16 protein-coding genes are annotated in these 16,521 nt (G+C 59.0%); 8 read left to right on the top strand and 8 right to left on the bottom strand.

All coding sequences use genetic code 11. From position 1 onward, the window contains the following. Positions 1–3 precede the first annotated feature (3 nt). Positions 4–822, bottom strand: coding sequence for an aldo/keto reductase (locus tag IEW73_RS01360; RefSeq protein ID WP_188669960.1), 819 nt, complete (start codon positions 820–822; stop codon positions 4–6). A gap of 51 nt (positions 823–873) precedes the next feature. Then, positions 874–1,416 carry a PadR family transcriptional regulator gene (locus IEW73_RS01355; RefSeq protein ID WP_188669958.1) on the bottom strand — a complete coding sequence of 181 codons (543 nt, stop codon included), beginning with the start codon at positions 1,414–1,416 and terminating at the stop codon, positions 874–876. A gap of 57 nt (positions 1,417–1,473) precedes the next feature. On the opposite strand from IEW73_RS01355, the gene IEW73_RS01350 reads away from it, so the two are divergent. The 4 genes from IEW73_RS01350 to IEW73_RS01335 all read left to right on the top strand — a co-directional run bounded on the left by IEW73_RS01350 (position 1,474) and on the right by IEW73_RS01335 (position 6,414). Continuing rightward, positions 1,474–1,968 carry a DUF1707 SHOCT-like domain-containing protein gene (locus IEW73_RS01350; protein WP_188669956.1) on the top strand — a complete coding sequence of 165 codons (495 nt, stop codon included), beginning with the start codon at positions 1,474–1,476 and terminating at the stop codon, positions 1,966–1,968. A 94-nt stretch (positions 1,969–2,062) separates the two neighbouring features. Continuing rightward, positions 2,063–2,383: a GYD domain-containing protein gene (locus IEW73_RS01345; RefSeq protein ID WP_188669954.1), complete on the top strand. Its 321-nt coding sequence runs from the start codon at positions 2,063–2,065 to the stop codon at positions 2,381–2,383. 266 nt (positions 2,384–2,649) lie between these two features. Further along, complete coding sequence (locus tag IEW73_RS01340) at positions 2,650–5,721, top strand: MMPL family transporter (RefSeq protein WP_188669952.1); 3,072 nt, start codon at positions 2,650–2,652, stop codon at positions 5,719–5,721. 150 nt (positions 5,722–5,871) lie between these two features. Then, a complete protein-coding gene (locus tag IEW73_RS01335) occupies positions 5,872–6,414 on the top strand; it encodes a YaeQ family protein (RefSeq protein WP_188669950.1) in 543 nt (180 codons plus the stop codon). A 2-nt stretch (positions 6,415–6,416) separates the two neighbouring features. On the opposite strand, the gene IEW73_RS01330 is transcribed toward IEW73_RS01335, so the two are convergent. The 3 genes from IEW73_RS01330 to IEW73_RS01320 form a co-directional block, all read right to left on the bottom strand. Then, entirely contained in the window at positions 6,417–8,447 is a 2,031-nt protein-coding gene (locus IEW73_RS01330; RefSeq protein WP_188669948.1) for a fatty acid desaturase, read from the bottom strand. 122 nt (positions 8,448–8,569) lie between these two features. Next, positions 8,570–8,896 (bottom strand): AzlD domain-containing protein, encoded by a 327-nt coding sequence (locus tag IEW73_RS01325; RefSeq protein WP_188669946.1) that lies wholly within the window; start codon positions 8,894–8,896, stop codon positions 8,570–8,572. Beyond that, the gene (locus IEW73_RS01320) at positions 8,889–9,698 is read right to left on the bottom strand and encodes an AzlC family ABC transporter permease (RefSeq protein ID WP_229675638.1); all 810 of its coding nucleotides are present in this window, start codon (positions 9,696–9,698) and stop codon (positions 8,889–8,891) included. The genes IEW73_RS01325 and IEW73_RS01320 overlap by 8 nt, the downstream gene beginning before the upstream one ends. 158 nt (positions 9,699–9,856) lie before the next feature. Here IEW73_RS01320 and IEW73_RS01315 point away from each other — a divergent pair, with 158 nt between their 5' ends. Together IEW73_RS01315 and IEW73_RS01310 are read left to right on the top strand one after the other, a co-directional pair. Continuing rightward, complete coding sequence (locus IEW73_RS01315; protein ID WP_188669944.1) at positions 9,857–10,525, top strand: DNA alkylation repair protein; 669 nt, start codon at positions 9,857–9,859, stop codon at positions 10,523–10,525. Positions 10,526–10,642: 117 nt separating this feature from the next. Further along, positions 10,643–11,683: a glycoside hydrolase family 3 N-terminal domain-containing protein gene (locus tag IEW73_RS01310; protein ID WP_188669942.1), complete on the top strand. Its 1,041-nt coding sequence runs from the start codon at positions 10,643–10,645 to the stop codon at positions 11,681–11,683. 3 nt (positions 11,684–11,686) lie between these two features. Here IEW73_RS01310 and IEW73_RS01305 read toward each other — a convergent pair whose 3' ends face one another. Beyond that, positions 11,687–12,853, bottom strand: a complete 1,167-nt coding sequence (locus IEW73_RS01305; RefSeq protein WP_206050432.1) for an MFS transporter — start codon at positions 12,851–12,853, stop codon at positions 11,687–11,689. Between the two features lie 146 nt (positions 12,854–12,999). Between IEW73_RS01305 and IEW73_RS01300 the strand changes: the two genes are divergently transcribed. After that, positions 13,000–13,929, top strand: a complete 930-nt coding sequence (locus IEW73_RS01300) for an ABC transporter ATP-binding protein (protein WP_188669940.1) — start codon at positions 13,000–13,002, stop codon at positions 13,927–13,929. Further along, entirely contained in the window at positions 13,926–14,738 is an 813-nt protein-coding gene (locus tag IEW73_RS01295) for an ABC transporter permease (RefSeq protein ID WP_188669938.1), read from the top strand. The genes IEW73_RS01300 and IEW73_RS01295 overlap by 4 nt, the downstream gene beginning before the upstream one ends. Here IEW73_RS01295 and IEW73_RS01290 read toward each other — a convergent pair. Together IEW73_RS01290 and IEW73_RS01285 are read right to left on the bottom strand one after the other, a co-directional pair. Further along, positions 14,735–15,340, bottom strand: coding sequence for a response regulator transcription factor (locus tag IEW73_RS01290; RefSeq protein ID WP_188669936.1), 606 nt, complete (start codon positions 15,338–15,340; stop codon positions 14,735–14,737). The two genes, IEW73_RS01295 and IEW73_RS01290, sit on opposite strands and share 4 nt — an antisense overlap. After that, complete coding sequence (locus IEW73_RS01285; protein WP_188669934.1) at positions 15,337–16,497, bottom strand: sensor histidine kinase; 1,161 nt, start codon at positions 16,495–16,497, stop codon at positions 15,337–15,339. The genes IEW73_RS01290 and IEW73_RS01285 overlap by 4 nt, the downstream gene beginning before the upstream one ends. Between the last annotated feature and the right edge of the window lie 24 nt (positions 16,498–16,521).

Here is a 16,521-nt window from a genome sequence, read left to right as displayed (position 1 = left end):
TCGTCACTGCTTGTCAGCGGGGGAACTTCCCGTGCGTACACCGGATTCAAGGGCACCAATTCGCGCCATATCCTCTTCGTCCAAATGGAAACGATCAACGTCTCGATTTTCTCGAAGGCGCTGTATGTGGACGGACTTGGGAACGGCTGCGCCACCGATCTGAATGTGCCACCGCAAGACCACCTGCGCCACTGACACAGCGTGCCGATCGGCGATAGAAATTAGGGTTGGTTCGTCGAGCAGGCGTCCGCGCCCGAGAGGACTCCACGCCTGGGTCACGATGTCGTGTTCTGCATGGAAGGCACGCAGTTCGTGTTGCGGCAGCCACGGATGCGATTCGACTTGGTTGAGCGCCGGAGTCACACCCGTCTCGTCCATCAACCGTCCGAGTTCTGCGGCACCGAAGTTGGCGACGCCGATCGACCGGACACGCCCTTCTTCCTGCAGGCGAATAAACGCCCGCCAGACGTCTACAAACTGGTTCCGTGTTGGACGTGGCCAATGGATGAGGTAGAAATCGACCGGACCGATCCCTAAATCACGTTCCGTTTGATCGAAATCGGCCAACACCTGGTCATAGGTCTGTACAGGGTCGCCCCAGAATTTAGACGCTACGAGCAACTCATCTCGTCGCCCAGACTCGCGTACGGCTTCACCGAGTTCGCGTTCGTTGCCGTAAAAGGCTCCGCCGTCTATTAGCTGATAGCCCGCTTCAATTCCCGAAGTAACGACATCGAACGTCTGATCTGCGGGCACTTTGTACAGACCAAAACCTATCGACGGAAGTTCCATACCGTCATTGAGTGTCATCGAGGAAGCCATGGGGTCAATACTGACAGGTCCTGATGCGCGGCGGGCGAGGGTGTGGTGTCCCTAATCGCGCTCCAACAGTCCGGGTAGTCGGTCGAACCAGTCGAGTACTGCACGTTCGTAGGTGATGCCGAAGTCCAGCGTCGCGGCACCATAGGCGTTGCCCGTGTGACATTTCGCCTCTTCAAGGTAGCCAGCTAGTCGTTCCGCATGAATTGTTCGATTCGCGGCGATGATGCGTGAGAGTCGTTCTGGCTCAACGTGGTTACCGAACGCCAACGAGAGAAGCAACGGAAAGCGGATCGTTTCCGGTCCTGGGTCGCGAGCTACCCACGCAGCGAAGGCTTCCCGGCCCTCCTCGGTTATGCGGTACGGAGTGCGGTCGCGCGGACCGGTTTCACCTCGTTCGGCCAGCCCGTCGCGGTTGAGGGCGGCGAGTTCCCTGTAGACCTGGCTTTGGGTGATGCTCCAGTAGCTGCCAATTCGATTTTGGGCCATGGCCACAAGATCCCAGCCGGACATCGGACCTTCGTGCAAGAACCCGAGGAGCGACGCGGCGGTTGAGTTGAGAGGTTTTTCGTTCTTCACATATCCCCCTCTTGACATTCCATTGTGGAAGGTTGATCATCAGAATACAACATTCCACTGTGGAAGGTCAGTTTTATGGACATCACTCCTAGCCCCCGCGCCTCCACCGCCGACCGGGAACACGTTCTCGCACTGCTTGGCAAGCACATGAACGACGGCCGGATTGACATCGCCGAATACGACGAGCGCACAGCACACGTTTACGCGGCACAAGCAGTCGATGAGGTGAATCGAGTCCTTGCAGACCTGCCGCCACTAGATGCGCACCAGCATCAGCCGAAGATCACGCCACCCCCACGACGACGCACGACCCCACTGTGGCTGCGGGCCGAACTACAAACCTGGATCTCAGTCGGCGCATTCTGCATTGCATTGTGGCTCGCCATCTCATTAGCCTCGGGCGGCCTCACATACCCATGGCCGGTGTGGGTCATTGGACCGTGGGGTGCCGTACTTGCCGTACGCATGCTCACCGGTTTTGAATCCCGATGCAGCAAGAGTCGCCATTGGGAACACGCACACAAGATAGCTGCCGACCACCGGGCTCGAGTGTCAAACAGGCACCACTAGGTAGCCCGTATCAGACCGTGCCGAATGGCCGCGCCGCAATCCAATCCCGCGTATCGTCAGCCATAACAGCGAACCGGAACACACGGGAGAAGACATGCCGAAATACATGTGGCGAGTCAACTATTCACCGGATGGCGCCGCCGGACTGGTCGAACAAGGCGGCAGTGTTCGCCGCGCCGCCATCACTGAAATGGTTCACAGTGTGGGCGGAACCGTGGAGGCGTTTTACTTCGCCTTCGGCGACGACGATCTCATCGTCATCGGCGACGTGCCAAATGAAATTGCAGCAGCAGCGCTCGCAGTGCGCACCGCCGCATCCGGCGCCGCCGTGTCGCAAACTGTTCCACTACTCACCGCGGAACAAATCGACGAAGCCGTTGCACTAGATGTGCAGTACCGCCCGCCTGGCGACTAGCGACATTTCACACCATCATCAGGGGCTAATGTGCGGCCGTTACTGCGACCGAGGGGTCAGTAACGGCCGTTTACTTCTGGAACGATTCGCTAGCCCTTAACTGCAGCTCAGCGCTTCAATGACGGTCGAGATTCGCCGTCTCCAACCGCCAACAATAACTGTGCCGCTCACCACACTGAGTTCTCCTGCACCTCATTATTATGCTCTACTTCATAGCGCATATCAGTGCAAGCTCACATCAACGACGATGTGCCCAAGGAGAACCGATGGCCCACTCGACCAGTCCCCCGTTTCACCGCCTCGCCGCGTTTATTGCCCGCCACGCCCGGTGGATGATCGCCGCCTGGATTTTCGCACTCGTCGGACTAAACCTCGCTGTGCCCCAGCTTGAACGCGTCATCGCCGAAAACTCGGCCGCATTCATCCCCGATGACAACGAAGCCAACCAGGCACTTATGCAAATGGCCCGCGACTTCGACAATCCGGAATCGTCCGCCATCGGATTCTTCGTCCTCGCTAGCGAGGACGGCTTCGACGCCGAGGATCGCGCCTACTACGAACAACTCGCCCAAGGCCTCATCGACCTGCCCACTCATGTCGCCTACATACTTGACCTGCAGACATCCCCTGAAGCGCGCGAACTGACCACCAGCAGTGACGGCAAAGCCGTCACACTCATGACGGTGCTCAACGGCGGCAACGGCACCACCGAGGCCACTCAGGCCACATTCGCGGTCCGCGAACTGGCCGACACCATACCCCGCCCTGACGGGCTTGAAGTGGAGTTCACGGGCCCAGTCGCCACCACCTCTGATCAGCTGCACGCAGTCGAACGCGGCATGCTCATCATCACCGGAGTTAGCGTCCTCCTCATCTCCATCGCACTGCTCTTCGCCTACCGACGCATCGCCACCGTCGCCATCGCGCTCGCCCTACTCGGCGTAAGCCTCGGCACTGCCCGACCAGTCGTCGGGCTCCTCGGACAAGCCGGAATCCTCGAGATGTCCATGTTCACCGCTGCGCTAATGACAGCGCTAGTTATCGGCGCCGCCACCGACTACGCGGTGTTCATTATTGGCCGCTTCCACGAAGCGCGAAGATCAGGCCGCACAGTCGACGAGGCAGCAGCCGACGCCATCGGCGGGATCGCAACAGTCATCATCGCGTCAGGACTCACCATCGCCGCAGCATGTATGGCCATGCTCTTTACCAAGGTAGGAATCTTCCGCACCGCCGGACCACCAATCGCCGTCGGTATCGTCGTATCGCTCGCCGCCGCACTCACACTTGGCCCAGCATTGCTCGCACTACTTGGACGTCATGGCCGCGCAGATCCTCGCCCCACACCACCGGGCAAACGGGGGCCTGAGCGTCGTTGGCGGCGCACAGGTGCACGGGTTGTTCGAAAACCACTGCCAGCCTTCGCATTGTCCGTCCTCGTCCTCGCCCCGTTCGCCCTCGTCGCCCTCACCCACGAACCAAACTTCGACGAATTCCGCGCACAACCTCACGACTCTGAAAGCAATACCGGGTACCAGCTTGCAGCAAAACATTTCCCGAACAACGAATTACTGCCCGAATACCTCATCGTGCGTTCCGACCATGACCTCCGGACAACCGACGATCTTGCCGCCCTCGAACATATGGCACGCAGCATCTCCGAAGTCGAGGGCGTAGACGAAGTACGTTCTATTACTCGACCCAATGGAACCACGCTGCCTGAAGCGTCACTCGGATACCAAGCCGGACTGATCTCCGACGGACTCGGCACCGCAAGCGACCGAATCAACGCGGATAGGCCCGAAGTCGACAGGCTCGTTGCTGGCGCCTCCGAACTAGCCCGCGGCAGCAACGAAGCACGCGAACGCATGCCAGAACTCGTCGAAGGAACCGACCAACTCATCGGCGTCGCCCGCGAAATACTCGATACCGTCGATGCAGTGGAGGCCGCTGTCCAGAATGCGTCAGGCGGCACCATGGATCTCTACGATGCCCTCGCCGAAATGCGCGTGCTCGCCACCGGAATCGAAGACGTCGCAACCGTAATTACGGCCAATTCCGCCGCCATTCGTGACTCCTCCGAATTGCTCGCCACCATATTTGGGCCAGGGCTCCGCAGCGGAAGTTGCGGCTCGGACATGCACTGCGCCACCGTGCGGCAAGCGCTCTCAATGGTTGATGCCGCCACAGGTGGAAACACTGCGCAGGTTCTCCGCGACACTATCGAAACGGGACGCGACGCCGACGCCGCCGCAGATCGAATGAAGGCACTTTCCGTAAGCATGCGGCAGATCGCAAACCGCGTGGAAGGTTCACTCGCCATGTTCGACGGTGGTTCCGTCAGGCCGCAGCTTGACCAGCTATCCGCAGGAGTTCGCGAACTCGAAAACGGGGTGGCACAAATCGCAGGCGGCGCCAACCAGATCGCTGACGGCACAAGAGAATTGCCCGGCACCCTGGATGAACTACTCGAAGGACTTGGGTCGGCTACCAACTACCTCGACCAAATGAGAGCGAGCGCCTCCACTGGCACAGCTTCGGGCTTCTACCTGCCCGCCTTCGCATTTGACGATCCACGGCTAGTTACCGCCAGCCAGTTCTTCGTGTCACCCGACGGGAAGACAGCGCGCATGATCGTCCTCAGCAACGGGCAAACACTCGGGCATGAAGCATTTGAGCGAATTGACAATATAAAGTCCGCAGCCCGAGCTGCCGCAGCAGGAACAGTGCTAGCAGACGTCGACATTTCCTCAACAGGATTCGGGTCCATCTACAGCGACCTCGAAGATGAGATCAACAGCGACTTCGCACTCGTGGCGATCATCGCGATCACCGCCGTAACCCTCATCCTTGCGGCGATGCTGCGAAGTATTGTCGCCCCGTTGGTGATTATGGTGTGGGCGCTCGTCTCGTTCATCGCAACAATCGGCATCGGCGTGCTGGTCTGGCAGCACATGCTGGGAATATCGCTTCATTGGTCGGTGATCCCGATCGCGTTCGTCATCCTCGTCGGTGTTGGCGCGGACTACAGCATGCTGGTGATCAGCCGAATACGGCAGGAATCAGCCCTGTCGTCCTCCGCGTCAGGTCCGAGCGGCGGTTTGCGTCTCGGCGTCATTCGTGCGCTTGGCGCCACCGGAAGTGTGATCACCATTGCGGGAATCGTGTTCGCAGTGACGATGTTCGCCCTCATGGCTGGCGGAATCTATCTCCTGGCGCAACTTGGGTTTGTTGTGGGGATTGGGATGTTGCTCGACATTCTCATCGTGCGCACAGTGCTGGTTCCGTCCACACTGTTGCTGCTCGGCCGGGTCTCCTGGTGGCCAGCCCGGGCGTAGTTTTCGGGATGCCGTTCGGATAGGTGAGGCCACATGTGCAGAAAAATGCATGATCAGGAACCCCTGTCGTCATGCATTTTTCAGCACATGCGAGGCTGCGAGTGTTGACCGGAATCCCGTGGCACCCGCACGACCCGTACTGTTAAGGCTGTGGCCTCAGGTACAACGATGTTTACGTTTACAGTGCAATTGTCCGACGTCGACCGAGGCGTATACGAAGAGTTGGACTTGCGTCTAGCGCGGCACCCCTCGGAAACGACCGAGTTCATGGTGACGCGGATGCTTGCATACTGCCTCGAGTATCAGGAAGGCATCGCGTTTAGCGACGGAGGTGTCTCCACTTCGGACGAACCGGCTGTTCTGGTGCGGGACCTCACTGGCCAGTTGACGGCCTGGATTGAAGTTGGTGCACCCGCTTCCGATCGGGTGCACCGTGGGAGCAAACGCGCTGGCCGAGCAGCGATTTACACCCACCACGACGCAAGCCGTGTGCTTGAGTTGCTCGACGGCAAAAAAATTCACCGAGCCGAGCACATCCCGCTTTACAGCTTCGCTCCTGACTTCATTGAATCCGCTGTCGCCGAGGTTAAACGTCGCAACGCCGTGACGGTGTCAATCATGGAACGGCACTTGTATTTCGACATCAATGGGACTTCCCTCGAAACGCCAGTGATAGAGCACCGGTTTCGGTAACACTATTGGTCGTAGTCGACGTCGAGTTGGTGAGTTACTGGCCTAGCCTGGCACGTAAGTATGTACCCAGCGTTGACCTCTTCCTCGGTGAGCGCGTAGCTAATATCCATCTCCACGTCGCCGCTAACCAGCTTTGCTCGGCAGGTGCCGCACGCCCCGCCCATGCAGGCATAGGGTGCGTCTCCCCCAGTTTGCAGCACTGTTTCCAGGACAGTCTCTGCGCCGGAACTCACACCATTGAAGAGCTCACCGTCGATCGTTGCGGTCACCGACGAGACAACACCGTGAACCTCAGCATGCGGTTCAGCCTTGGCAAAGAACAACTCCAGGTGGATGTTGTCGTGATGAACACCAGCCTCTTCCAAAGCATCGGTAGTGCTGTCGATCAATTCCTGCGGTCCGCACAGGTACCAGCCGGTTACGCTGCCGAACTCAGTGAGGTCGGTGGGCAAGATTCTTCGCATCACAGCTTTTTCGTGCTGGCTCGGGAATTCCGGCTTCTCGCCGCTTGTGAGGAAGTGGGTGATGGTGAGTCGGCCCTCAAACTGGCGGGCAAGCATCGACAGTTCGTCGGCGAACATCGTGCTCTCTCGAGACTTGTTTCCATACAGCAAGGTGAAGTGAGCGTCCTCGTCAATTGTGAGAACTGTGGCGAGCATCGAAATAACCGGTGTGATTCCACTACCTGCCGCCACTCCGACATAGCGGGCTTTCGATGTCGTGTGGTTGAGAATGAATCGACCCGACGGCGGCAGTACACGCAGCGTGTCGCCTGCCTTCAACTGACTGTTCAAGTAGTGCGATACGACCCCATCCGGTATGCGTTTGACCGCGATGCGAACCAAATCCGAGGTGGCCGACGCACACAACGAATACGTGCGACGGTGTGTTTTGCCGTCAATGGGCACTTCCAGCGTGAGGTGCTGGCCCGGGCTGAACCGGAACTCTTCTTTCAGGTTCTGCGGGACATTAAAGGTGATCGACACCGAGTCATCAGTTAGCGGTCGCACCTCACTAACTTTCAGGTTCTGAAACTGGTGTCGATCTCCCGCGTTGTCCCCTGCCGCGGTTTCGGTAATCTTTCTCCACGCCCGATACTCCGATGCCGTGAGCTCTTTACCCCAGGCGTTCATAATGGCGACATTGGCGTCGAGGTATTGCTCTTCATTCTTTTTCCACGCCGTGATGTAACGGTAAAACGGGATCGCCGGGTGCAAATGATGCACCAGGTGGTAGTTCTGATAGAGCAACGTGGGGGTCAGCAACCATTCCATTCCCACGCGGACACGCGTCGCCCTGTACCGGTCTTCCTTATGGGTCGCGGTGAGGCCATGATGAGGGAGCCAGTCGAACCACCAAGCCAAGGCAGTCAGGGCGATACGCTGCGGAATCACGTACATCACCAGCAGATACCAGCCGAAACCCGCCCAAATAAGCCCTCCGTACAACACAACGGTGAGCGACAACATCACCAACGTCTCAACAACCTCCGCGCGGGGACGGCGAAGGAACGGGCGCTGCGACTTATCGGTGATAGCCCCCCAATGGAACCCGTGGCGGAGGTAAAAGATGACGTACCAGACATCAATCGTTGCCCAGCGCACAGGTAGCTGCCACCACGGACCGTGACTCGTCCACGCATCCGGGTCCTTCGTCATCACGTCATTGGTGTTGCGGTGATGCTCAATATGAATAAACCGAAGCAAAGGAAATGATGCGTAGAGGGCCACGAACGGAGTGGAAAGTCTGCCGAACAGTTCGTTCACCCACGTGTACCGACTCACCCCGTGGTGAGTGGCATCGTGGGCCACAGTAAACATGGTGAAGTTGACCACGGTGTATAGCGGTATCGCGATGAGGGCACTGACATTCGCGCCGAGAAGAAGCCAGGTAGTAAAGATCCACAACCCCATACAAGCCGTCCACAGCAGCACCGTTGGGATCGCTATTGCCGGTAGCGGAATACCAGGATCGGGGACTCCGCGGCGAACCGCCTGTGATTCCTGTTCGCTCAACACCGGCTGCGTTGTCATGTTTACCTCCTACAGAGCCACTGTAATCTCGTTGCCGGATTCGCTACGCGATCATCGAGGAAATGCTTAACGGATGGCGGCTTTGGGTGGTCGCTCCCCCATTTCCATAGGACTACTTTGCGCTAACTCACCGGCAACAGACCCCGCAGGATGGCCGTCACGGATGCGGCGGCAACGATCACGACCAGCAGAGGCGCCCTGAACCACGCGAGAATGCCCCCGACCACTACACCAGCGAATCGTGCCCAGCCAGCAAACCCGCTGTCGCTGACCACCGTGGATGTCGCCATCACTCCGACAAGCAGCAGGATCGCTATGTTCTCCACGGTCCGACGCATTTTGGGAGAATCCACAAATCGTTCGGGCAACAAAGGGCCAATTCCGCGCATGGCGTACGTTCCCGCAGCAAGAACTAAACCCGCGACCCCCACCACCCATAGCTCAGCCATCGGACGCCTCATTACGCGATTCAGGAGCAGACGTTGGCTGCCGGATTCCCATCAGCGGGAGGGCAACAAGTGCCATTAAAGGCGCAACTCCTGTTGGGACCCACGGAGCGCATGCCACGGCCACAATCACTCCCACCACGAAACCCAAGCGAGTATTGCTGTCACGCAAGGCAGAAATAACGAGGGCGAGAATGACGGCCAGAAAGACAGCATCTAGGCCGATAATTGTGACGTCGAACGCCTGCCCAACAAGTGAACCAACCAGCGCACCGATAGGCCACGCCACCAGGATTCCAATGCCGACGCAGGCGTAGGCAAAACGCCTAGATTGCTGAGAACGCTGGGCTGCCGCGAAAGCGACCGATTCATCGTTGATGAGATGAATCCATAGGTATCGGGGCCATCGACGACCCACGACGTCGGAGACGGCCAGCCCGTATGGCAAGTGTCGCGAATTAACCGTCAGTGCGGCGGCCGCTGCGACAATGGGACTTCCTCCGCTCGCAAGCAAACCCACGAACAGCATTTCGGATGACGCTGCAAGGACAAGAACTCCGAGCAGTGGCGCAAACCAAACGGGCAACCCTGCTTCGACGGAAACGGCTCCGTATGCCACACCCACCACGCCCACGGCAACAGCAATCGACGCCGAGGAGATAATGAGATGTGCTTTTTCGGCCGGAAAGAACTGGCGAGCATGCAACGGACAGGCCTCCGTTAGTTGCGAGAAGAATGCGGCGTCCCCTGAGGTGCTCAGCGATTTGTTGATGATGAGTTTTATCGCCAAATTACGACGTGTCAACTACACGAGAGGAATGTCCGGTAAGCCGCAAACATGCCTTTGAACTGGATAGATGAAGATCAGCAGCATAATTACAGGTGATGTTTTCTGCGCCCAAACGAACGTCAGAAGTTCAGGTCGCCGCGTAGGGTAATTAGTAATCCGAGCTGGAGGTTTCGATGGCACAGACTACTGTGAGCGAAGTGTTTGGGGAGCTCGCTGAGCTCGAAGACCCCAAAATTCGTGAGGTGAATCGGAACCATGGCGATGATCATGGTGTGAATCTCACCAAGCTTCGTGCGCTGGCCAAACGGCTGAAAAACCAGCCGGATCTTGCACGCCAATTGTGGGACAGTGGTGACAGTTCGGCGCGACTTCTGGCGATTTTGATCTACCGACCGAAAGATCTTCGGCAAGACGAGTTGGACGCCATGCTTCGCCAATCACGGACCCCTAAAGAACTCGACTGGTTGGTCAACTACCTCGTGAAGAAACATCCCGGTGTCGACGCTTTGCGCGTTGCCTGGTTCGATGATCCGAACGCTGTGGTCGCTAGTGCGGGCTGGGCACTCACCGCAGATCGAGTCACCAAAGCGCCGGAGGGTCTCAATCTTGAGGGGCTTCTCGACACTATTGAGTCATCCATGAAGGACGCACCGGATCGTTTGCAGTGGGCGATGAACAACTGCCTTGCGCAGATCGGTATACACCACCCCGAGCATCGGAACCGTGCCATCGCCATTGGTGAACGACTCGAGGTGCTGAAGGACTACCCCACTCCACCCAACTGCACGTCACCGTATGCGCCGATCTGGATCAAAGAAATGGTCCGTCGGCAGCAGCAGTAGCCCGCCACAATATTCAGCACAAACGCATCAAGATCCGAACAACACCACCAGGACCGACCCGCAATCCACTACCGTCAGGCTCGACGCGCAGGCACGACGGTAAAGGGGCACCACGGAATGGATCGGCGAGGTTTTCTCCGCACAGCCGCAATCGTTGGGGCGGCTGGCGCTCTTCCGATGCACGCTGCTGCAGCACACGCATCACCTTTTGGTTCGCTCGCCGGTCCGCTCTCAGACTTGCTCTCCGGCCCACCGGTGGGTGCGCGCCGCGTCATCTACTCATACCGAGGTGCTACTCCGCCGCCTGAACTTTTTGACCGGGTTCGCCGCGGAATCGGTGGGATCATTTTCTTCAGCGAGAACATCACGTCGACCGGACACATCGCTGAGGTGACGCGACAACTCACCGCGACGGCGCTGAGCTCCGGTTATTCACTCAGGCTTTTTGTTGACCAAGAAGGCGGTCCGGTTAAACGGTTGCCAGGCGGGCCGACACTGTCCGCAAAACAAGTGGGCACCCAACCCAATGTGATCGCCGCGGCGCAACAGCAAGGGCGGGAGGCGTCCGCCACTATTCAAGCAGCAGGAATGAATGCCAACCTCGCCCCTGTCCTTGGCGTGTACCGCAGGCCCGGTGATTTCCTTGATGCCACCCAGCGCAGCTTCAGCACCAACACTCGGATTGTGGGCGACGCCGCAGCAGAGTTCATTCGAACTTCCCAAAGCATGGGGGTGAGCACATGCGCCAAGCACTTCCCTGGACTCGGCGCCGCTCCAACCGCAGCCAACACCGATGTCACCCCTGTGACCATCACGCTTGATGAGCACACTCTGCGCACCGTCGACGAAATGCCCTACCAGGCCGCCATCGCAGCGGGTGTGCACATGGTGATGCCGTCGTGGGCTGTGTATCCGGCACTCGACGGTTCCAGGCCAGCTGGAATGTCAGCTGCCGTCTTGCAGGGTCGACTCCGCCAGCGGCTTGGGTTCCGTGGCCTCATCGTCTCCGATGCGATCGAAGCGGGGGCGCTTGCTACATACGGAAGCACCGGCAACCGGGTTCGAGCCGCGGTCGCCGCAGGCAACGACCTCGTGTGTTGTGCTGCACGAGATGTTGCCCAGGGAGACGAAGCCGCTGCGGCGCTCGCAGGGATCTGACGGTTAGCGTGCCTGGCGAGCTAGTGGCAACGTCAGCAGTGACAGCACGGCGATAACCACGAACGCAATCGAGAATCCGCCTTGCACTGCGATCATTCCGACACTGAGCGCGCCAACGCCGGTGCCTGCGTCAAATCCGATATTCCAGGTGGCGCTCGCTGTGCTGTTACGTGATGGCCCGGCGGCGACAAACGAATCCAGCAATGTCAGATTCTGCAAGCCTCCGTAGGACGTACCGATGAGCGCGACTCCCCCAAGCAGAAGTGCCCATTGTTGCGTTCCAGACGTTGCTACGGCTGCGGCCACCATCAGCAACCCCACCACCGTCACGCCGATCAGCGGCGCTTTGAATGGTGCCGTGCCGTATCTGTCGGCCAAGGCCCCGAACCACATCCGGCTCCACGCCGCCGCTGCCGTGAGCACCAACAATGCAACGAGTGCCGCCACACCGGAGTCGGTCATCTGCGGGATGAACGTCAGCAATGCTCCCGCAGCCGCAGTGACACCCAGCAGGATCAACATCGGCGCTACAAGTCGACGCTTGATCAAGGGGGCTTTCTCGCCATGTACCGCAACGGAATGCGGTTCACCCCGGCCCACATGACGACACAGCGGAAACACAACTAGCAATGCCACTAGCGGGCAGGCACCAGCGATGAACACGATCCAAAAGTTGACGTTGAGCGCCACCCACGGCGCGAGCGGAATGAGCACAAACTGTGGCACCGCAATGGCGAGCCCGTAGGCACCTAGTGCTTTACCGCGATGGGCGGGGTCGCTTAACTCGGCGACTGCTGCGGCCCCCGCCACGGTTAAGACTCCGAACCCAACGCCGCGAAGAGCGGCAAGGACCAGCACCGTTTCCAGATTCGATGTGAAAATGTGTAGCACCGACGGCACTCCGAGGAACACCATTCCGATGATGAGCGTGGTCGACCAGCCGAATCTTCGTAAGGCATAGGGAACACCCAACTGAGTGAGCACTGTGGACAGCATGAGTACCGCGTTGACTGCACCTGCCCCGGCTGTGTCGGAGCCGTGCTGGACAACCCACAGGGGTGCGACCGGGAACAGCAATGCGTGCCCCGCAAATGCAAGGGCGGTGAGAATCAGCAACGGAACAAGACCGGGCGTGCGGTCTGGCTTATGCTCCCGTGCTGCGCTCCCCACACACCCACCATAATTCATGTGATGAATCTTCGTGCCTGGGGTTTCACTGGACCATGACATGTGTCATGCCTCGTACGTGAATACCTCCTGAAAACCCGTGATATACGGTGCTACACACACGCTTTGCGACGCGACAGCATTGAACCATGACCCGCGAAATTGTTGTTCAAGTCGAAAACCTAGATTGCCACTACGGCGATTTCAAGGCTGTGTCCGATGTAAGCTTCGAGGCCGCACGCGGTGAGTGCTATGCCCTACTCGGCACCAACGGCGCTGGTAAAACCACGACGCTGGAAACAGTGCAGGGCTTTCGCCGCCCCACTCGCGGAAACCTGCGCGTGTTTGGGGCGAACCCATCGCGTAAGCCACACACGGTGCGGCAACGCGCTGGGGTAGTGCTGCAATCCGGCGGGCACTTCGGTGAAATCACCGTGCGGCAAACGGTCGAGCTTTTTGCTTCGCTGTCGTCACGCAGCGATGATGTCGACGCAGTGATCGCCCGGGTGGGGCTCGACCACCGCACCAAGGCTGTGGTGCAGACGCTGTCTGGCGGCGAGCGACGAAGGCTTGATCTTGCACTCGCAATGTGGGGGCGCCCGGAGCTTATCGTGCTCGACGAGCCCACCACAGGCCTCGACCCTGAATCACGGAAAACTCTGTGGCACATCATCAGCGACCTCAAGTCGGGCGGCACCACAGTCCTGCTGACCACCCACTATCTCGAAGAAGCGGAGCGCCTTGCCGATCATGTCGGAATTATGCACGAGGGCAGACTTGCCATCGACGGCACGTTGGATGAGGTTCTTGCGAGCCGACCAGCCCGTATGACGGCCGAGATCATGCAGGCACCGGACGATTGGTTCCCCTCACCACCTCCCGGTGTGTCCATCACCTTCGGCGAAAAGTCAGGCACTCGCACAGTCACCGTGGAAGCAGACGACCAACAGGCATCGCTCCACTGGCTTCTTCAGGATGCCCACCGTGTTGACGCTCAACTCGGGATGATTCGCGCAAACCCCGCCTCGCTGGAAGACATTTTCCACCAGATTTCTCAATCGTCAGGAGCAACACAATGACACAGGTAGCCACTGCACAGGTTTCGGCCCCACACCTGACGCCCAAGCCGCTGTCACCGGCGACGCGTGTCGCGCGGATGTCCGTCTTCGAGTTGAAACACACTTTCCGGCAAAAACTGGTGCTGGCGATGCTGGCCCTGGGGCCGGTATGCGCGCTGATTTTCGCAAGCACTCTCGACTCAAGCGCACCCGAGGCGTGGGCCTCCATGTTGGCCACCACGGGGCCGGTTTTGATTCTGATATCGGTGACATCAGCGCTCGCCATCGTGATCGCGGTGCGCCGAGAAACTGAAATGTTCAAAGTTCTGCGCGCTACTGAACTTGGTCCCACGCAGATGATGGCCGCACTAGTCGTGCCGTATTTGGTCATCGGGTTTGCTGTTGGAGCACTGATCATCGGCGGCTTCATCGCTATCGGTGCACCGATGCCAGCCAACTGGTTCTACTTAGGCGCAGGTCTGATCGGGACAGTAGCGTTAAGCATTGTCGGCGGCATCGCCACGGGGGCATTCTCGACCAGTGCTGCGTCCGTGCAGTTCACCACCATTCCCATCTTGATCGTCAGCATCGGCTTTCCCGTCGCGGCGTTGCAGGGATTACTCGATGAATCCGTACGATCGTGGCTTCTTCTCGGACCTTTCTCCGGGGTGGCGGACTTACTTGCGCGTGGAATGGGCGCGGAACTAGTTCAGGCGCCAGCAAGTCTGGGGCTATCGGCAGTGGCGTTGGATGTAGTCAGCACATTGGTGTGGATTGCTGCCGGGGTGTGGTTCGCGAAGGCCACGTGGCAGTGGGGTCCCCGTAGTTAGATCCAGCCAAATTGACGAGCAAGTTGTGTGGCCTCATACCGATTGCCAGCACCAAGTTTGGCAATAGCTGACGACAGATAGTTTCGCGTAGTGCCCGCCGCAAGCGATACGCGGCGGGCCACTTCCTCTATAGCGGCTCCGTCAGCGGCAGCCTCTAAAACGTCGGCTTCGCGCGGGGTCAGTGGACTGTCTCCTGCACTGATGGCTTCGGCTGCCAAATCGGGATCAACATAGCGGCCCCCGTCCACAACTTTTCTGATGACTTCGGCGAGGGTAGAGCCGGTCGCGGTTTTTGGCAGGAACCCTTTCGCCCCCACCGACAGTGCCCGTTTTAGGTAGCCGGGGCGGGCGTGGCTGGTGACGATGATGCACCGGCACGACGGAAGTTCTTTGGCCAACCTCGCCGCAACTTCTACCCCATCGAGTTCAGGCATTTGCAGGTCCAACACAGCAACATCAGGCCGAAACGCAAGAGCCTTCGCTACCGCGTCGTCACCACGCGACGCTTCCGCAACCACGTCGAGATCGTCTTCGAGCGACAACATTGCTGCCAGTGCGCTTCGGATGAGATTTTCATCGTCGGCGAGTAAGACAGAAATCATGCGTTCTCCTTAAACCGAGCGATGACCGTGAAAGTGGAGGCGTCACACCGTATGTCGAGGCTAGCGCCAATCGCAGCGAGTCGCTCACGAAGACCTGTCAGCCCCAGACCTGGCGACATGTTCGGTGCCCCGGCGAGCCCATCGTTGGCGACCACCACTTGCGATTCGTCGATGGTTATTGTGCATTGATGCGCCCGTGCGTGGCGAAGGATATTTGTCGTAGCTTCCCGAACCACCCACGCCGCGGCTTCACTGTTCGCAGTCGACACAGCGTCAGGCGTTCCCTCCACCGTCGTAGCAATTCCTGCTGATTCGAGCAACGATCGTGCCCCGCGCAACTCCTGAGTTAAGTCGATAGCCCGATAGCCGCGTGCAAGTTCTCGCACATTGCGGAGCGACGAATGCGCAATGCTTTCAACCTCACGCATGTGGGCCGACGCGGACGCATCACCCCGGTCCGCCAGTTTCGCCGCCAACTCGGCCTTAATCGCGATAGCAGACAAAGTGCGGCCCACCACGTCGTGCAAGTCACGCGAGAACCGCAGGCGCTCTTCCGCTACCGACAGGGCCGCATCTCTCACCCGTAACTGTTCGAGTTGTTTCATGACATCAAGTGGCCACAAGGTCGAGTGAAAAAACGTGATGACCAACGCAACACCGACAGCTGCCACCAACGCAGCATGTGGCGCACCGGTAACTCCCAGCGCGATCGCCGCCGCTGCCAGCCCTGCCACCACAGCCCGCTTACCAACCAAAATCGGAGCTAGCCCCACCGCGAGAGCAGCCAAACCCGACGCGAGGTAGAGGTTAACCCAGTCTGAGCCACGGCCCCCAGCCATCACCAACGCAAGAAAATAGATCGCCGCACCAGGGACGGTAGCGGCGATAAGAAGACGTTGATACTGCGGAGGCTCGGAATGTGTGTGCCACCGAATTTGCTGTCGCAACACGATGGTGAGCGGGACCAGCATCGCCACCAACGCGATGGCCGTGATAACAGGAACATGACCCGGGGCGTCAATACTTGCTGCGGATAACCACACCGCAGGTATCCCCCACAAAAACGGATACCACGGCAATACTGTGTACATCGCAACCCGCTGAACCGGCGTATAACTTCGCCACCAACGTCGAGCTGCCCCTCCTAGTTTCACCACGCCACTAGTTTGTCATCTGTGCCG

The sequence above is a fragment of the Hoyosella rhizosphaerae genome, assembly GCF_014643175.1.
GTDB classification, from domain to species: Bacteria; Actinomycetota; Actinomycetes; order Mycobacteriales; family Mycobacteriaceae; genus Lolliginicoccus; species Lolliginicoccus rhizosphaerae.
Note: the sequence above shows the minus strand (reverse complement) of the source record. Positions and strands in the feature narration are given on the sequence as shown.